Source organism: Amycolatopsis albidoflavus (genome assembly GCF_039525725.1).
Classification (GTDB): Bacteria; Actinomycetota; Actinomycetes; order Mycobacteriales; family Pseudonocardiaceae; genus Amycolatopsis; species Amycolatopsis albidoflava.
In genome coordinates, this window is record NZ_BAAAHV010000012.1 from 508,996 (window position 1) to 522,650 (window position 13,655).

The 13,655-nt window shown below is 69.7% G+C and carries 14 protein-coding genes; 4 read left to right on the forward strand and 10 right to left on the reverse strand.

Going from position 1 to position 13,655, the window contains the following annotated elements:
- Positions 1 to 54 precede the first annotated feature (54 nt).
- Positions 55 to 1,743, forward strand: coding sequence for an MFS transporter (locus ABD156_RS20855; protein WP_344275938.1), 1,689 nt, complete (start codon positions 55 to 57; stop codon positions 1,741 to 1,743).
- A gap of 1 nt (position 1,744) precedes the next feature.
- Here ABD156_RS20855 and ABD156_RS20860 read toward each other — a convergent pair whose 3' ends face one another.
- Complete coding sequence (locus tag ABD156_RS20860) at positions 1,745 to 2,647, reverse strand: NADP-dependent oxidoreductase (RefSeq protein WP_344275941.1); 903 nt, start codon at positions 2,645 to 2,647, stop codon at positions 1,745 to 1,747.
- A gap of 230 nt (positions 2,648 to 2,877) precedes the next feature.
- Between ABD156_RS20860 and ABD156_RS20865 the strand changes: the two genes are divergently transcribed.
- On the forward strand, positions 2,878 to 3,603 hold the full coding sequence (locus tag ABD156_RS20865; RefSeq protein ID WP_344275944.1) for a dienelactone hydrolase family protein: 726 nt from the start codon (positions 2,878 to 2,880) through the stop codon (positions 3,601 to 3,603).
- 39 nt (positions 3,604 to 3,642) lie between these two features.
- Here ABD156_RS20865 and ABD156_RS20870 read toward each other — a convergent pair whose 3' ends face one another.
- The 6 genes from ABD156_RS20870 to ABD156_RS20895 form a co-directional block, all read right to left on the reverse strand.
- Positions 3,643 to 4,245: a hypothetical protein gene (locus tag ABD156_RS20870; RefSeq protein WP_344275947.1), complete on the reverse strand. Its 603-nt coding sequence runs from the start codon at positions 4,243 to 4,245 to the stop codon at positions 3,643 to 3,645.
- Between the two features lie 34 nt (positions 4,246 to 4,279).
- Positions 4,280 to 5,695: a pyridoxal phosphate-dependent decarboxylase family protein gene (locus ABD156_RS20875; protein WP_344275950.1), complete on the reverse strand. Its 1,416-nt coding sequence runs from the start codon at positions 5,693 to 5,695 to the stop codon at positions 4,280 to 4,282.
- Positions 5,692 to 6,999, reverse strand: coding sequence for an MFS transporter (locus ABD156_RS20880; protein ID WP_344275952.1), 1,308 nt, complete (start codon positions 6,997 to 6,999; stop codon positions 5,692 to 5,694). The genes ABD156_RS20875 and ABD156_RS20880 overlap by 4 nt, the downstream gene beginning before the upstream one ends.
- A gap of 143 nt (positions 7,000 to 7,142) precedes the next feature.
- Entirely contained in the window at positions 7,143 to 7,565 is a 423-nt protein-coding gene (locus tag ABD156_RS20885) for a hypothetical protein (protein ID WP_344275955.1), read from the reverse strand.
- Between the two features lie 72 nt (positions 7,566 to 7,637).
- Positions 7,638 to 8,666, reverse strand: coding sequence for an LLM class F420-dependent oxidoreductase (locus ABD156_RS20890; RefSeq protein WP_344275958.1), 1,029 nt, complete (start codon positions 8,664 to 8,666; stop codon positions 7,638 to 7,640).
- A 67-nt stretch (positions 8,667 to 8,733) separates the two neighbouring features.
- Positions 8,734 to 9,663, reverse strand: coding sequence for an oxygenase MpaB family protein (locus ABD156_RS20895; protein WP_344275961.1), 930 nt, complete (start codon positions 9,661 to 9,663; stop codon positions 8,734 to 8,736).
- A gap of 91 nt (positions 9,664 to 9,754) precedes the next feature.
- Between ABD156_RS20895 and ABD156_RS20900 the strand changes: the two genes are divergently transcribed.
- Positions 9,755 to 10,360: a TetR/AcrR family transcriptional regulator gene (locus ABD156_RS20900; RefSeq protein ID WP_182889041.1), complete on the forward strand. Its 606-nt coding sequence runs from the start codon at positions 9,755 to 9,757 to the stop codon at positions 10,358 to 10,360.
- On the opposite strand, the gene dmpG is transcribed toward ABD156_RS20900, so the two are convergent.
- Positions 10,354 to 11,379 (reverse strand): 4-hydroxy-2-oxovalerate aldolase, encoded by a 1,026-nt coding sequence (gene dmpG, locus ABD156_RS20905; protein WP_344275966.1) that lies wholly within the window; start codon positions 11,377 to 11,379, stop codon positions 10,354 to 10,356. The two genes, ABD156_RS20900 and dmpG, sit on opposite strands and share 7 nt — an antisense overlap.
- Positions 11,376 to 12,278 carry an acetaldehyde dehydrogenase (acetylating) gene (locus tag ABD156_RS20910; RefSeq protein WP_344275970.1) on the reverse strand — a complete coding sequence of 301 codons (903 nt, stop codon included), beginning with the start codon at positions 12,276 to 12,278 and terminating at the stop codon, positions 11,376 to 11,378. Before ABD156_RS20910 ends, dmpG begins: the two co-directional genes overlap by 4 nt.
- 39 nt (positions 12,279 to 12,317) lie before the next feature.
- On the opposite strand from ABD156_RS20910, the gene ABD156_RS20915 reads away from it, so the two are divergent.
- Positions 12,318 to 13,073, forward strand: a complete 756-nt coding sequence (locus ABD156_RS20915; protein WP_344275973.1) for an IclR family transcriptional regulator — start codon at positions 12,318 to 12,320, stop codon at positions 13,071 to 13,073.
- Here the strand turns inward: ABD156_RS20915 and ABD156_RS20920 are convergent, their stop codons facing one another.
- Positions 13,074 to 13,646: a TetR/AcrR family transcriptional regulator gene (locus ABD156_RS20920; RefSeq protein ID WP_344275976.1), complete on the reverse strand. Its 573-nt coding sequence runs from the start codon at positions 13,644 to 13,646 to the stop codon at positions 13,074 to 13,076.
- Positions 13,647 to 13,655: the final 9 nt, after the last annotated feature.

The following is a 13,655-nucleotide window of genomic DNA, read 5'->3' on the forward strand; positions in this document are numbered from 1 at the left end:
TACCCGTTTCGCACCAGTTGAACAGGCTAGGTTTATCAGTCTAGGCTGTCGATCGTGGCGGACCGGACGAGCGAAACCCAGACGCGGCACAGCGGGCGGTACAAGTGGGTAGCGCTCTCCAACACCACGCTCGGCGTGCTGATGTCGGCGCTCGACGGCTCGATCGTGATCATCTCGCTGCCCGCGATCTTCCGCGGCATCGGCCTGGACCCGCTGGCCCCGGCCAACATCGGCTATCTGCTGTGGATGATCCTCGGCTACCTGCTGGTGTCCGCGGTCCTGGTGGTGACGCTCGGGCGGCTCGGCGACATGTTCGGCCGGGTCCGGATGTACAACGTCGGGTTCGTGATCTTCAGCGTCGCCTCGGTGGCGCTGTCGTTCGACCCGTTCCACGCGGGCGGCGGCGCGCTGTGGCTGATCGGCTGGCGGGTGGTGCAGGCCGTCGGCGGTGCGATGCTCACCGCGAACTCCGCGGCGATCCTCACCGACGCGTTCCCGCGCGAACAGCGGGGAATGGCGTTGGGCGTCAACCAGATCACCGCACTGGCCGGCCAGTTCCTCGGGCTCGTCGCGGGCGGTCTGCTGGCCGAACTCGACTGGCGCGCGGTGTTCTGGGTGAGCGTGCCGTTCGGCATTTTCGGTACCGTCTGGTCGATCCGCAGCCTTCGCGAGATCAGCCGTCCGCAACGATCGAGGATTGACTGGGGCGGCAACGTCACCTTCGCGCTCGGCACCGCGATCGTCCTCGCTTCGATCACCTACGGCATCCAGCCCTACGGCGGCGCGGCGACGGGATGGGGCAACCCGTGGGTGCTCGGCGGGCTCGGCGCCGGGATCGCGCTGCTCGCGGCGTTCTGCGTGATCGAGACCAGGGTGCCGTCGCCGATGTTCCAGCTGTCACTGTTCCGCATCCGCGCCTTCACCGCAGGGAACCTCGCCGCGCTGCTCACCGCGATCGCGCGCGGCGGGATGCAATTCATGCTCATCATCTGGCTGCAGGGAATCTGGCTTCCCTTGCACGGCTACGACTACGAGCAGACCCCGCTCTGGGCCGGGATCTACCTGCTGCCGCTCACCGCCGGGTTCCTGATCGCCGGTCCGGTCTCCGGCTTCCTCTCCGACCGCTTCGGCGCGCGGCTCTTCTCGACCGGCGGGCTGCTGCTGGTCGCCGGGTCTTTCCTCGGGCTGCTCGCGCTGCCGGTGGATTTCAGCTACCCGGCGTTCGCGGCGCTGCTCGTGCTGAGCGGAATCGGGCAGGGCATGTTCTCCGCGCCCAACACCTCCGCGATCATGAGCAGCGTGCCGGACCACCAGCGCGGCGTCGCGTCCGGCATGCGTTCGACGTTCCAGAATTCCGGGACGTCGCTGTCCATCGGCGTGTTCTTCTCGCTGATGATCGCCGGCCTGGCCGGCTCGCTGCCGTCGACGCTCACCGGCGGGCTGCAGGCGCACGGCGTCCCCGCGGACGTCGCCGCGAACATCGCCCAGCTGCCGCCGGTGAGCACCCTCTTCGCCGCTTTCCTGGGCAGCAACCCGGTGGCGCACCTGGTCGGGCCCGGGGTGCTCGGCCAGCTCTCCCCCGCCGATTCCGCCGCGCTGACCGGCAAGGAGTTCTTCCCGACCCTCATTTCCGGGCCGTTCCACGACGGACTGCTCACGGTGTTCGTCGCGGCCGCGGCGATGGCGCTGGTCGCCGCGCTGGCGTCGGCGTCACGGGGGAAGCGGTACTTCCACCAGGACTAGGTCAGTCCATCGTGAGCGCGATCTTGCCGTGGATGTTGCCTGCCTGATAGGTCCGCATCGCTTCGGCGGCTTCGGCGAGCGGGAAGGTCGCCATGATGCGGTGCGTCAGCTCGCCTTTCGCGTACAGGCCCGCCAGCCGCGCGAGGCGGGACGCCGAGCGGTCGTTCACCGTGAGCCGGACGCCCAGCTCGCCGGCGCGGTCGTGCTCGACCAGAGTAAGAATCCGGGACCGGTCTTTGATCAGTTCCAGCGTGTACTCCAGCGCGGCACCGCCGACCCCGTCGATCGACGCCGTGACGCCATGCGGAGCCACCCGTTCGACGAAATCCTCGCTGTACGCAAGGGGAATCGCGCCGAGCGCCCGTACCTGCTCGTGCCACTGGGGACGCGCGACGCCGAGCACCTTCGCACCGCGCAGTTGGGACAACTGCACCGCCATCGCCCCGACGGAACCTGCCGCACCGTGCACCAACACCGTGTCACCAGGGCCGACGTTGATCACCTCGACCGCGATGTCCGCGGTCTGCGCCGCCGCGGTGAACGCGCCCGCGACCTCCCACGGCATCTCCGGCGGCTTGGGCACCACCTGGTCTTGCGCCGCGACAACCAGTTCCTGATACGCGCCCAACCGGCCGAAGCCGAGCACCTCGTCGCCCGCCGCGAACCCTTCGACGCCTTCCCCGATTTCGTCGATCACCCCGGCGAACTCGTTGCCCGGCACGGTGAACGCGCCCGGTTCCGGCACCGGGATGAGCCCCGCGAGCACCGCGACGTCGAACGCCTGCAGCCCCGCGGCCTTCATCCGGATCCGCACCTCCCCCGGTCCGGCATGCGGCTCCGGCACCTCCTCCAGCCGCAGCACTTCCGGCCCGCCCAGCTCACGGAACCCCATCGCCTTGCTCATCGCTGCCTCCACCATTCGTGTCGATCACCGGAAGTCTTCAACATCAAGCGGACTTGACGTCAAGCCGCGGCTCGACCAGCGCCGCCCGATGGGCTACGTTGATCAGCGATGACTACCGGGACGGCTTCGCGCCACTCACGGATCGGCTACCCGGCGCTCTTCTGAGCGCCGCGCGGGCCCCGCCTCCTTCGTCGTGACCACAGGCGCCTCAACGACGACAGGAGACATTCATGCCCGGCAAGACTCTGCTGATCCCCACCCCTGACGGCCAAGCCGACGCCTTCGCCGCGTTCCCGGACGACGGCGAGCGGCACCCAGGCGTGCTCATGTACGCCGACGGTTTCGGGCTCCGGCCCGTACTGCGCGACCTGGCCCTCGAACTGGCCTCGCACGGGTACTACGTGCTGGTTCCCAACTATTTCTACCGGCACGGGCCCGCGCCAGTGCTCGAACTTCCGGAGTTCATCGGAGCGGACGAGCGTCCCGGGGTCTTCGCTCAGGTGATGCCGTTGATCGAAGCGCACACCCCCGAGCTGGTGCTGCGCGATGCCAGCGCTTACCTCGAATTCCTGACCGCCCAGCCGGAAGTCAGCGTCGGACCGGTCGCGGTCACCGGCTATTGCATCGGCGGCCTCCACGCAGTCCGCACCGCGGCGGCCCATCCGGATCAGGTGGCGGCTGTCGCCGGATTCCATGCCCCGGTCGGTGCTGCCGGGCCGGAGAGTTTCGCTCAGCTCACCGCGCAGGCGCACTTCGGACACGCCGCTTCCGACCTGACGCCGGAAACTCTCGGCGAACTCAACCAAGCCCTTGATGCGGCAGGGGTGAGCTACACGTCCGAGATCTACCCCGGCACGATCCACGGATTCACCATGGCCGACACGGATTCCTTCAACCCCGCCGGCTTGCGACGGCATTGGGAACGGCTGCTGCCGCTCCTCGGCCGGACCCTCTGAGGTCAGGGGCGTTTCGCAACCAGTCCGGTTGCGAAACGGCTACTCGACCCACCACCAGCCATCGCCCAGTTCGACCGTCGGGCGGACGGCACAGCCCAGGCCGTCGAGGTAGTCGTACTGGTCGACGGGACGGCCGGGAAGGTACTTCTCCGGGGAACCGCTGAAGTGGGCGAACCCGGCGGCGCAGTCGGGAATCCCCGCCCAGGCGCGGACGAACCACACCGGCCGGTCCGGGTCGTTGTTGATCCGCGAAATCGCCGGCGGCGGCTTTTCGCCCTTCTTGAGCTCGTTCAGGGAGCGCAGCACGTCGGCATAGTCCGCTCGGTGCATCGAGTACCAGCTAGCGGCGTAGAAGTGCACCCAGTTGGTGCTGGCCATCAGCACCGCGCACGCCGCGGCGAGCACCGCGTATCCGGCGAGACCCGGCCAGCGCAGCCCCCGCCACACCAGCCACGCGCTGATGCCCGTCGCCGTCGCCGCGGTCAGCCACGCTCCCGCCGTCAGCACGATGACCGGCACCGGGATCACGCCGCTGATCGGCACGACGAAGTAGCTCACGGCGGCGGCCAACAGCCAGCCGAGCAGGAACACGACCGCGGCCAGCGCCAAACCCGGTCTTCGAGTTTTCTCGGAACTCCCCATGATCACTAGACGGGCGACCCGCCGGTCGGTTGCGCTAGTCCCGCGACGGCGTGTACAGCGCGCCCAGAAACTCCACCAGCAGCCGCTCCCGCAACGGTTCCGGCGCGACCGCCAGCAACGCGTTGACCGGGGCCATCCGTTCCGGCAGCCCGCCGGCGCCGGTCAGGCCCGCCGCGGCGAGGAGTCCGCCGAACTGTTCGGACGTCAGCGTCGCCGGGTCCAGCGCGGCCACGAACGCGGCCACGTCCGGATCGACCCGCACCGGGCCTTCCGTGCGCGCCGCCTCGACCGAAGCGGCCAGATCAGCCAGGAATTCCGGCTCGCTGCCGTGATTGGCCGCGGTGACGGTGAGGTGCAGATTCAGCGGAGAAGTCCCGTGCGCGAACTGCGGCTGGACATACCAGCCACGAGCCTTCATCTCGTCGGCGACGGTGAACAGGTCGAAGCCGTCCGACCCGGCGAACGCGACCAGCGTCGACACCGGGTCGCCCAGCACGCGCAAGCCCGGAAGCGAAGCCACGCCGGCGCGAATCCGGTCCACCGCTTCCCGGGTGCGCGAGGCCAGCTTCAGGTAGCCGTCCTCGCCGAGGTGGTGCACAACGGCCCAGGCGGCGGCGAGCGGGCCGCCGGAGCGGGTGCTCTGCAGCGTCGGATTGAGCATCGTGTAGCCGGGCCAGGCCGCGCTCGCGAAGAAATGCGGCCGGCGGAGTTCCGCGGAAGCGTGCAGCAGCACCGAGACGCCCTTGGCGCAGTAGGCGTATTTGTGCAGGTCCACCGAAATGCTGGTGACGCCCGAAACGCGGAAGTCGAACGGCGGCAGGTCCGCGCCGAGCTTCGCGAAGTACGGCAGCACCCAGCCGCCGATGCACGCGTCGACGTGCATGCGCACTCCGCGCGCCGAAGCCGCGGCGGCGATTTCCGTGATCGGGTCGACGACGCCGTGTGCGTACGAAGGCGCGCTCGCGACGACGAGCACGGTGGAGTCGTCGATCTCCGCCGTCATCGCTGCCGGGTCTGCGCGGAAGGTCTCCGGATCGACCGGCACCACGACCTTCCGCACGCCGAACAGGTGCGCGGCCTTGTGGAACGCGGCGTGCGCTGTTTCCGGCAGGACGATCGACGGCGCCTCGATGTCCGGCCGGGAGTCGCGGGCGGCGAGGACCGCCAGCAGGCACGATTCGGTGCCGCCGGACGTCACCGAGCCGACCGTGTCCGGGGTGCCGCCGAGCAGCCCGGCCGCGCGGGCGACCAGGTCGTTCTCCAACCGCAGCAGGCTGGGGAACGCGGTCGGGTCGAGTCCGTTGGCGGAACTGGCCAGCGCGTGCGCGGCGGCGGCGATTTCGTCCACTTCGGACAGTCCGCTGTCGTAGACGTAGGCCAGCGTGCGGCCGCCGTGCGTCGGCAGGTCGCCGGAGCGGAGTTCGCGCAGCCGCGCGAGAACGTCGTTCACGGCTGCTTCTCCAGCACCGAACGGCGCAGCAGCGGGATGCCGAGCGCGATCAGCACCGCGGGCAGCACCGAAGCGCCGATCACTATCGCGGTGATCGCCGACGGCGGCTGGGGGACGGCAGTGGAGCCGGTGCTCGACACGTAGCTCCCGGCCTGCAGCACGATGCCGAGCAGTCCCGGCCCGAGCGCGAGCCCGAGCGTCTCGGACGCGGTCCACACGCCGGCGGTGACGCCCGCCCGGGTCTCGCCGGTCCGTTCCTCCTCGGCGCTGATCAGGTCCGGCAGGATCGCCAGCGGGAACACCGAAATGCCCGCGTAGCCGACGCCGGCGAGCGCGACGAACACCAGCGTCGCGGCGAACGGGAGCTTGTCGGCGAAGTACATCGCCACCAGGCCGACGAAGAACGACGTGGTGGCGATCCGGAATCCGGCGAGCTTGCCCCAGCGCGCGCCGAGCCGCGGCCACACCGGCATGGTGACGAGCGCGGGCCCGACGAAGCCGACGAACAGGTAGGTGCGGTAGCTCGGGTCGCCGAGCACGTGCTGCGCGAAGTACGGGATCGCGGCCAGCACGGTGCCGATGCCGAGCGCCTGGATGAAGTAGACGCCCAGCAGCCACCGGAACGAGCGCCACTGCGCGATGGTGCGCGCCAATTCCTTGAGCCGCACCGTGTTGGGCCGCAGCGAGCCGACCGGCGCGCCCTTCAGGCCGAAGTAGACGCCGAGCGTGGCGGCCAGGATGATCACCGCCATCACCAGGCCCATCACCCGGTAGCCGGCGACGCCGGGCAGCAGGTCGGTGATCGCCGGGGCGCCGCCGCCGGACACCAGCACCGCGACCGCCAGCACGCCGATCCGGACGCTGGTGAGTTTCGTGCGTTCCTCGGCGGAATCGGTCAGCTCGGCCGGAAGCGCGTTGAACGGCACCTGGAAGAACGCGTACGCGGTGGCGCACAGGAAGAACATCGCCACGACGTACGCCGCGTCCCACACCGGCGTGCCGAAGCCGGGATGCGCGAACAGCGCGGCGAACAGGATCGCGACGCCGATCCCGCCGCGCAGCAGGAACCGCCGCCTGCTGCCGGTGCGCGCGAGGTCGGCGTCCGACAGCCGTCCGGCGACCGGGTTGAAGACCACGTCCCACGCCTTGGGCACGAACACGATCACCCCGGCCGCCGCCGCGGGCACGGCCATCGTGTCGGTGAGGTACGGCAGCAGGAGCAGCCCCGGCACCGTGCCGAACCCGCCGGTGACGAAGGAGCCGAGCGAGTAGCGGAATCTCGTGCGGCGGGACAGCGACGCCAAAGGTCCTCCTCGAAGGCGGAACGACGAACGCATGCCTAATGGATCTTCGCCGCTCCCCGGTAGTGGTCGGGAGGAATCGTGCCACCGTCGTGATGCACCGGCCGTACCGGGCCGATTACCGCCTTGCTTTCCGGACAGGCCTTTCACGGGTGCAGCTCAGGGTGACCGGCGAGGAAGGCCCGGTAGCTGTCGAGCGTTCCGGTCCCGGAGTAGCCGAGGTCCTCCGGCGTGACGGCGGTGCCGCTCGACGCCGAGACGACCTGGATGCCGAGACTGACCTCGGGGTCCCCGTCGGCGGCCTTGACGATCGCCGGGAACGCCGCCGCGAGCACGGTCCTCCGCACCGCCTCGTCATCGGTGTCGGCATCGATCACCACGTTGCCGGTCCGGCCCATCCCGACATTCGTCCGGCAGTTGCTCTCGACACTGACCACGTGCGGCAGCGTCGCGACCGCCGCCTTGTACTTCGCCGCCCGCGCAGCGTCGACGGCTTCCACGCCTGCCGCGCAGCCAGCGGCCAGCAACGCGACGACCCCGGCGAGGAACAGAGCAGAGAGCTTGCGCATGGCCGCTTTGACGCACGCCGGGGGCTCGCGGTGCCGACGAAATACGCGGGGCCGCCCCGAGGGGTCGAGGGGTCAGGACAGCGCTTTCGCCGCCCTGGCCAACGACCCCGCGTCCCCGCGCAGCAGCAACGTCGTCACCACCGTCGACTCCCAAGCGGACAATTCCTCCCGGATCTTCTCCGCGGGCCCGATCAGCGAAGTGTCCTCGACCAGCGAAGTCGGGATCGCCTTCACCGCCTCTTCCTTGCGCCCGGCGAGGTAAAGCTCCTGCACCTTGTCCGCCACATCCGCGTACCCGAGCCGGGCGAAGACGTCGTGGTGGAAGTTCACGCTCTTCGCGCCCATCCCGCCGATGTACAACGCCAAGGCCGGTTTGATGAAGCTCGCCGCCTCCTCGACGTCGTCGTGCACGATCACCGGCACCGACGCGGCCACCTCGAAACCGTCCAGGCCGCTCCGCCGCGCGCCCGGGCGGGCGAAACCCTCTTCCAGCGCGGCCCGGTAGAAACCGTCGGATTTGGGCGAGAAGAACAGCGGCAGCCAGCCGTCGCAGATTTCCGCGGCCAGCGCGACGTTCTTCGGGCCTTCGGCGGCGAGGTAGATCGGCAGGTCCGCGCGCAGCGGGTGCACGGTCGGCTTCAGCGGTTTGCCCAGTCCGGTCCCGCCCTGCAGCGGCAGCTGGAAGAACTGCCCGTCGATGGTCACCGGTTCCTCGCGGGCCAGCACCTTGCGCACGATTTCGACGTACTCCCGCGTGCGCGCCAGCGGCTTCGGATACGGCTGGCCGTACCAGCCCTCCACCACCTGCGGGCCGGAGGCGCCGAGCCCGAGCACGAACCGGCCGCCGGAGAGGTGGTCCATGGTCAGCGCGCTCATCGCGGTGGCGGTCGGGGTGCGCGCGGACATCTGCACGATGTTGGTGCCGAGCTTGATCCGGCTGGTCGCCGCGCCGACCCAGGCGAGCGGCGTGAACGCGTCCGACCCGTACGCCTCGGCCGACCACACCGAGTCGAACCCGAGCCGTTCGGCTTCGAGCACGGTCTCCTGCGCGCCCGGGATCGGCCCGCTCCCCCAGTACCCGAGGTGAAAGCCCAGCTTCATCAGCCCTCCTGATCTCGAAGGTCCGTGAAGGACTCCTTGAGGGAATCTGATTCCCTCAAGGAGTCCTTCACGGCACGTCCGGCGAGTAGTGCTCCGGTTCCCCGCGCTCGGCGAGCGGGGGAAGATTGCGGCGCGGGGTTTCGACCGGCGGCGTCCCCGGGGCCAGTGCGCCGCGGGCGCGCCGCCAGCCCGCCCGTGCCCGCGGATGGTAGCGGCGATCGTGCGGAAGCAGCGTGAACGCCGCGTTGATCAGCTTGCCGACGCGCCGGTGCCGCCGGGCGTCCCGCACGGTCCAGCGAAAGCCGAGCAGGTCGCGCACTTCCGGGTCGTACAGGCCGACGGTCAGCCACACGAACTGTTTGGCGATGATCTTCGAGACCGGTGTCCACAGTGGATCCGGCAGCCACGGCAGGAACGGCGGCTTGGCGATCCCACGAAGGTCGAGGACGTCGCGCGTGGCTTTGTTGTCCTCCAGCACCTCGGCGCACATGTGCTTCCAGTACCGCTGGAAGTCCTCCCACGACTCCGGCACCGGCCGCATCGTCATGTCGTACATCCGCCACCAGCGCACGTGTTCGTCGAACAGCGTGCGTTTCTCCTCTTCGCCGATGCCGCCCATGAAATTGTCGGCGATCAGGATGGTGCTGACGAAGAACGTCGAATGCGCCCAGTAATACGTGTCGGGGTCGAGCGCGTGATAGCGCCGGCCCTGCTTGTCCACGCCCTTGATCCGGTCGTGGTAGCCGCGCACTTCCAGCGCCGTGCGGTGCGCGAGCGGACCGTCGTAGACCACGCCGCCGATCGGGTACAGCGAACGGAAGAGCCGCTGCCACCGCTCCTCGAAAAACCGCGAATGCTCCTCGACGCCCGCGCCGAGGCCCGGGTGCATGTTCTGCATCGACCCGGCCCACAGCGCGATCAGCAGCCCGCGCCAGTCGCCGAAGTACTTCCAGGTCAGCGAGTCCGGTCCCAGCGGCTCGGGGACTTCCCTGCTCATCGCGGCTCCTCGGCGGGTCGGCGAAGTGACTACAGCTGTTGTCAGGTTAGGATGTGACAACATCTGTGGTCAACTCGGGACGGGAGCGGGTATGCCGGGCCGCACGTGGGCGGGCACGACGCTGGACGACCGCAAGGCCCAGCGCCGCGCGCAGCTTCTGGCCGCCGGGCTCGACCTGCTCGGCGCACAGGGCAGCGCGGCGGTGAGCGTGCGCGCGGTGTGCCGGTCCGCGAAGCTGACCGAGCGGTACTTCTACGAAAGCTTCGCCGACCGGGAAAGCCTGGTCGCCGCCGTCTACGAGGACGTCGGAGACCAAGCCCGGCAAGCACTCGCCGACGCGGTGTCCGGCGAAGCCGATCCGAGCCGCCGTGCCGAACGCGCGGTCACGGCGTTCGTGGAGCTGGTGCTGGACGATCCGCGCAAGGGCCGCGTGCTGCTGCTCGCACCGCTGACCGATCCGGCGCTGACCAGCCGCGGCCTGCACCTCCTCCCGGCGTTCACCACGCTCGTCGGGGAACAGCTGTCGCGCGGCGACGAGACCGGCCGCCAGCTCGTGGCGATCGGTCTCGTCGGCGCGCTCAGCAACGTGTTCATCGCCTACCTCGACGGCACGCTGAAGGTGAGCCGCGAGCGTCTCGTCGAGCACTGCGTGCAGCTCGTGCTCGGCGCGGACGCTTTCGACTCGGGGGCTCACTGAGCGGCTGCCCGCTCGTCGCGCAGCCGCAGCGCGATGTCGATGATCATGTCCTCCTGGCCGCCGACGTAGCGTTCTTCGCCGACCTTGTACAGGATTTCGTGTGCCGGGACGCCGTAGCGCTCGGCCGCGCGTTCGGCGTGCAGCAGGAAGCTGGAGTACACGCCGGCGTAGCCCTGGATGATCGACGACCGGTCCATCACCGGCAGCCGGGTCAGGTACTTCTTCACGACGTTCTCCGCGGCCTCCATCAGCACGTCTTTGTCCACGCCGGTTTTGATGCCGAGCCGCTCGAACGTCGCCGCCAGGACCTCCGTCGGCGAGTTGCCCGCGCCCGCGCCGAGCGCGGCGAGCGAACCGTCGATCTGCCGGGCTCCGGCACGGTAAGCGAGCACCGAGTTGGCGACGCCGAAGCTCAGGTTCTGGTGCCCGTGGTAGCCGACCTGGGCTTCGTCGCCGAGTTCCGCGACAAGCGCGGCGACGCGTTCGGAGGCGTCGTCCAGGATCAGCGCGCCCGCGGAGTCCACGACGTACACGCACTGACAGCCCGCGTCGACCATGATCCGGGCCTGCTTCGCCAGGTCCTCGGGCGTCGACATGTGCGACAACATCAGGAATCCGACGGTTTCGAGGCCGAGATCGCGGGCCGCGCCGAAGTGCTGGATGGACACGTCGGCCTCGGTGCAGTGCGTCGCGATCCGCACCGCGCCGGCGCCGAGATCGGCCGCCGCGCGCAGGTCGGTGACCGTGCCGAGGCCGGGCAGCAGGAGCACGGCGATCTTCGCCTGCTTCGCCTCGTCGACCGCGGCGGCGATGAGCTTTCGCTCGTCCACCAAGGAAAAACCGTAGTTGAACGTGGAGCCGCCGAGGCCGTCGCCGTGGGTCACCTCGATCAGCGAGACGCCCGCGTCGTCGAGCGCGCGGACAGTGTCGCGGACCTGCTTTTCGGTGAACTGGTGCGCCATGGCGTGACTGCCGTCGCGCAGAGTGGTGTCGACCAGCCGGACGTCGGTGTTGTTCACGCGGCCACCTCCTGAGCGGCGAAGAGATCGCCGACGCGCGCGGCGGCGGCGGTCATGATGTCGAGGTTGCCCGCGTACTTGGGCAGGTAGTCGCCGTTGCCCGCGACCTCCAGGAAGACGCCCACGCGGGCCTTGCCGCTCCAGTCCGGGCGAGGCGGGTCGAACTGCGGGTCGGCCTTGAGCGTGTAGCCCGGGACGTACTGCTGGACGTCTTTCACCATGCGGTGCACGGATTCGCTGATCGCGTCGAAGTCGGCGTCCGGGTCGACCGCGCAGAACACCGTGTCGCGCATGATCATCGGCGGGTCCATCGGGTTGATGATGATGATCGCGCGGCCCTTCTCCGCGCCGCCGACCTTCTCGATCGCGTGCGAAGTGGTCTCGGTGAACTCGTCGATGTTCGCGCGCGTGCCGGGTCCCGCGGACCGCGAAGACACCGACGCGACGATCTCCGCGTACGACACCGGCGTCACCCGCGAAACCGCGTGCACGATCGGGATGGTCGCCTGGCCGCCGCAGGTGATCATGTTGACGTTGCGGTCGGTCAGCTGGTCGGGCGGGTTCACCGCCGGGCACGTCAGCGGGCCGATCGCGGCGGGCGTCAGGTCGATCGCGCGGATGCCGGCCTCGGCGTACCGCGGCGCGTTCGCTTTGTGGGCCTTCGCCGACGTCGACTCGAACACCAGCTGCGGCAGTTCCGCGCGCGACAGCAGCCAGTCGACGCCCTCGGCGGACGTCTCGAGGCCGAGCTTCGCGGCGCGGGCGAGCCCGTCCGACGCCGGGTCGACGCCCACCATGTAGCGCACTTCCACGTGCTCGCTGCGCTGGAGTTTTGCCAGCAAATCCGTACCGATGTTGCCCGGGCCGACGATCGCGGCCGTCACCTTGCGTTCCGCCATGTCTGCACGGTGCTCGCCGGGATGGGGCACACTCAACCCATGCGTACCACTGGACGGAACGGCGACGGGCTCGTGACCGCGCGCGTCGCCGCCGTGCTGGAAGCTTTCCGCCCCGGCGACGACGCGCTGGGCGTCTCGGAACTGGCACGCCGGACCGGCCTCGCGAAGACGACCGTGCACCGCCTGGCCGGACATCTGGCCGAAACCGGCCTGCTGGAACGCGACGGCACCTCGGTCCGGCTCGGGCTGCGGCTGTTCGAGATCGGTCAGCTCGCGGTGCGCCGCCGCGGCCTGGTGGAGGCGGCGCGGCCGTACCTGGCGGATCTGCGGGAGGCCACGCGGAACACGGTCCACCTCGCGGTGCTGGAGGGGACCGAGGTGGTCTACCTGGACGTGCTGCGCGGCCCGGACGCGCCGGATCTGCCTTCGCGGACCGGCGGGCGCTTTCCGGCGCACGCGACCGGGGTCGGGAAGGCGATCCTGTCCTGCTCCCCCGACGACGTCGTGACGCGCGTGATCGAGGCCGGACTCCCCCGGGTCAGCCCGCGGACGATCACCGCGCCCGGGTTGCTGCGGCGTCAGCTGGCGCGGATCCGGGAAGACGGGATTGCGTTCGAGCGCGAGGAATCCGGCGTAGGCGTGGTGTGTGCGGCGAGCCCGCTCGTCGACGCGAGCGGACTCGCCGTGGCCGCGGTGTCGATCTCCGGATGGGCGACCCGGATGCGGACCGAACGGGTCGCACCCGCGGTCCGGACAGTGGCGCTGGCGTTGTCCCGGACTGTCTCCGAAACCTGATCAAGGCTTCCCTTTGCCTATCCGCAGGATCAGCGCAAGGGCCTCCTCCGAGTAAGCCCCGGGAGTCAAGACCTCCTGCAAGAGCAGGCCGCGCATCGCGGCGACGGTTACTGCGGCCCTGGTCAGCGCTTCCTCGGCGGCGAGCCCTTCGCGTTGCGCGAGCGAGGCCAGCATTTTGGTCAGATCGTCGAGCGAATCGATGAACTCGCGAAAGTCCTCCGGCCGGTACGCGGCCAGCCCGGTGACGTGAAAGAAGCCGCGAACGCGCGACAGCTGCTCCGGGCGCGTGTAGGTCCGCCAGATCGCCACGACGAGATCGTCGAAGGTGCCCTGCCGGGCAGTCTTGAAAAGCTCCTCGTTGTCCCGGGATCGCTGCTCCCCGAGCATGGCCGCCAAGACGCCCGGGAGCGACCCGAAGTGGTAGCGCAGCAGGGCGTGGCTGGTCTCGGCCCTGGCGGCAACCTCCCGAAGCGAGACCTCCGGCGACGGAAGCGTCCCGTCGAAGGCGTCGAGAAGCCGGGTCAGGAGACGCTCGCGGGCATCGCCTTTGCCTTCCGTGCTTGACAGGCTCACTCGCACAGT

Coding starts and splice junctions, on each gene's coding strand:
- ABD156_RS20890 (WP_344275958.1), bottom strand. CDS start 8,666: ATGAAGCTGGGCTTTCACCTCGGGTACTGGGGGAGCGGGCCGATCCCG.
- ABD156_RS20870 (WP_344275947.1), bottom strand. CDS start 4,245: ATGGGGAGTTCCGAGAAAACTCGAAGACCGGGTTTGGCGCTGGCCGCG.
- ABD156_RS20865 (WP_344275944.1), top strand. CDS start 2,878: ATGCCCGGCAAGACTCTGCTGATCCCCACCCCTGACGGCCAAGCCGAC.
- ABD156_RS20910 (WP_344275970.1), bottom strand. CDS start 12,278: ATGGCGGAACGCAAGGTGACGGCCGCGATCGTCGGCCCGGGCAACATC.
- ABD156_RS20895 (WP_344275961.1), bottom strand. CDS start 9,663: ATGAGCAGGGAAGTCCCCGAGCCGCTGGGACCGGACTCGCTGACCTGG.
- ABD156_RS20860 (WP_344275941.1), bottom strand. CDS start 2,647: ATGAGCAAGGCGATGGGGTTCCGTGAGCTGGGCGGGCCGGAAGTGCTG.
- ABD156_RS20885 (WP_344275955.1), bottom strand. CDS start 7,565: ATGCGCAAGCTCTCTGCTCTGTTCCTCGCCGGGGTCGTCGCGTTGCTG.
- ABD156_RS20900 (WP_182889041.1), top strand. CDS start 9,755: ATGCCGGGCCGCACGTGGGCGGGCACGACGCTGGACGACCGCAAGGCC.
- ABD156_RS20915 (WP_344275973.1), top strand. CDS start 12,318: ATGCGTACCACTGGACGGAACGGCGACGGGCTCGTGACCGCGCGCGTC.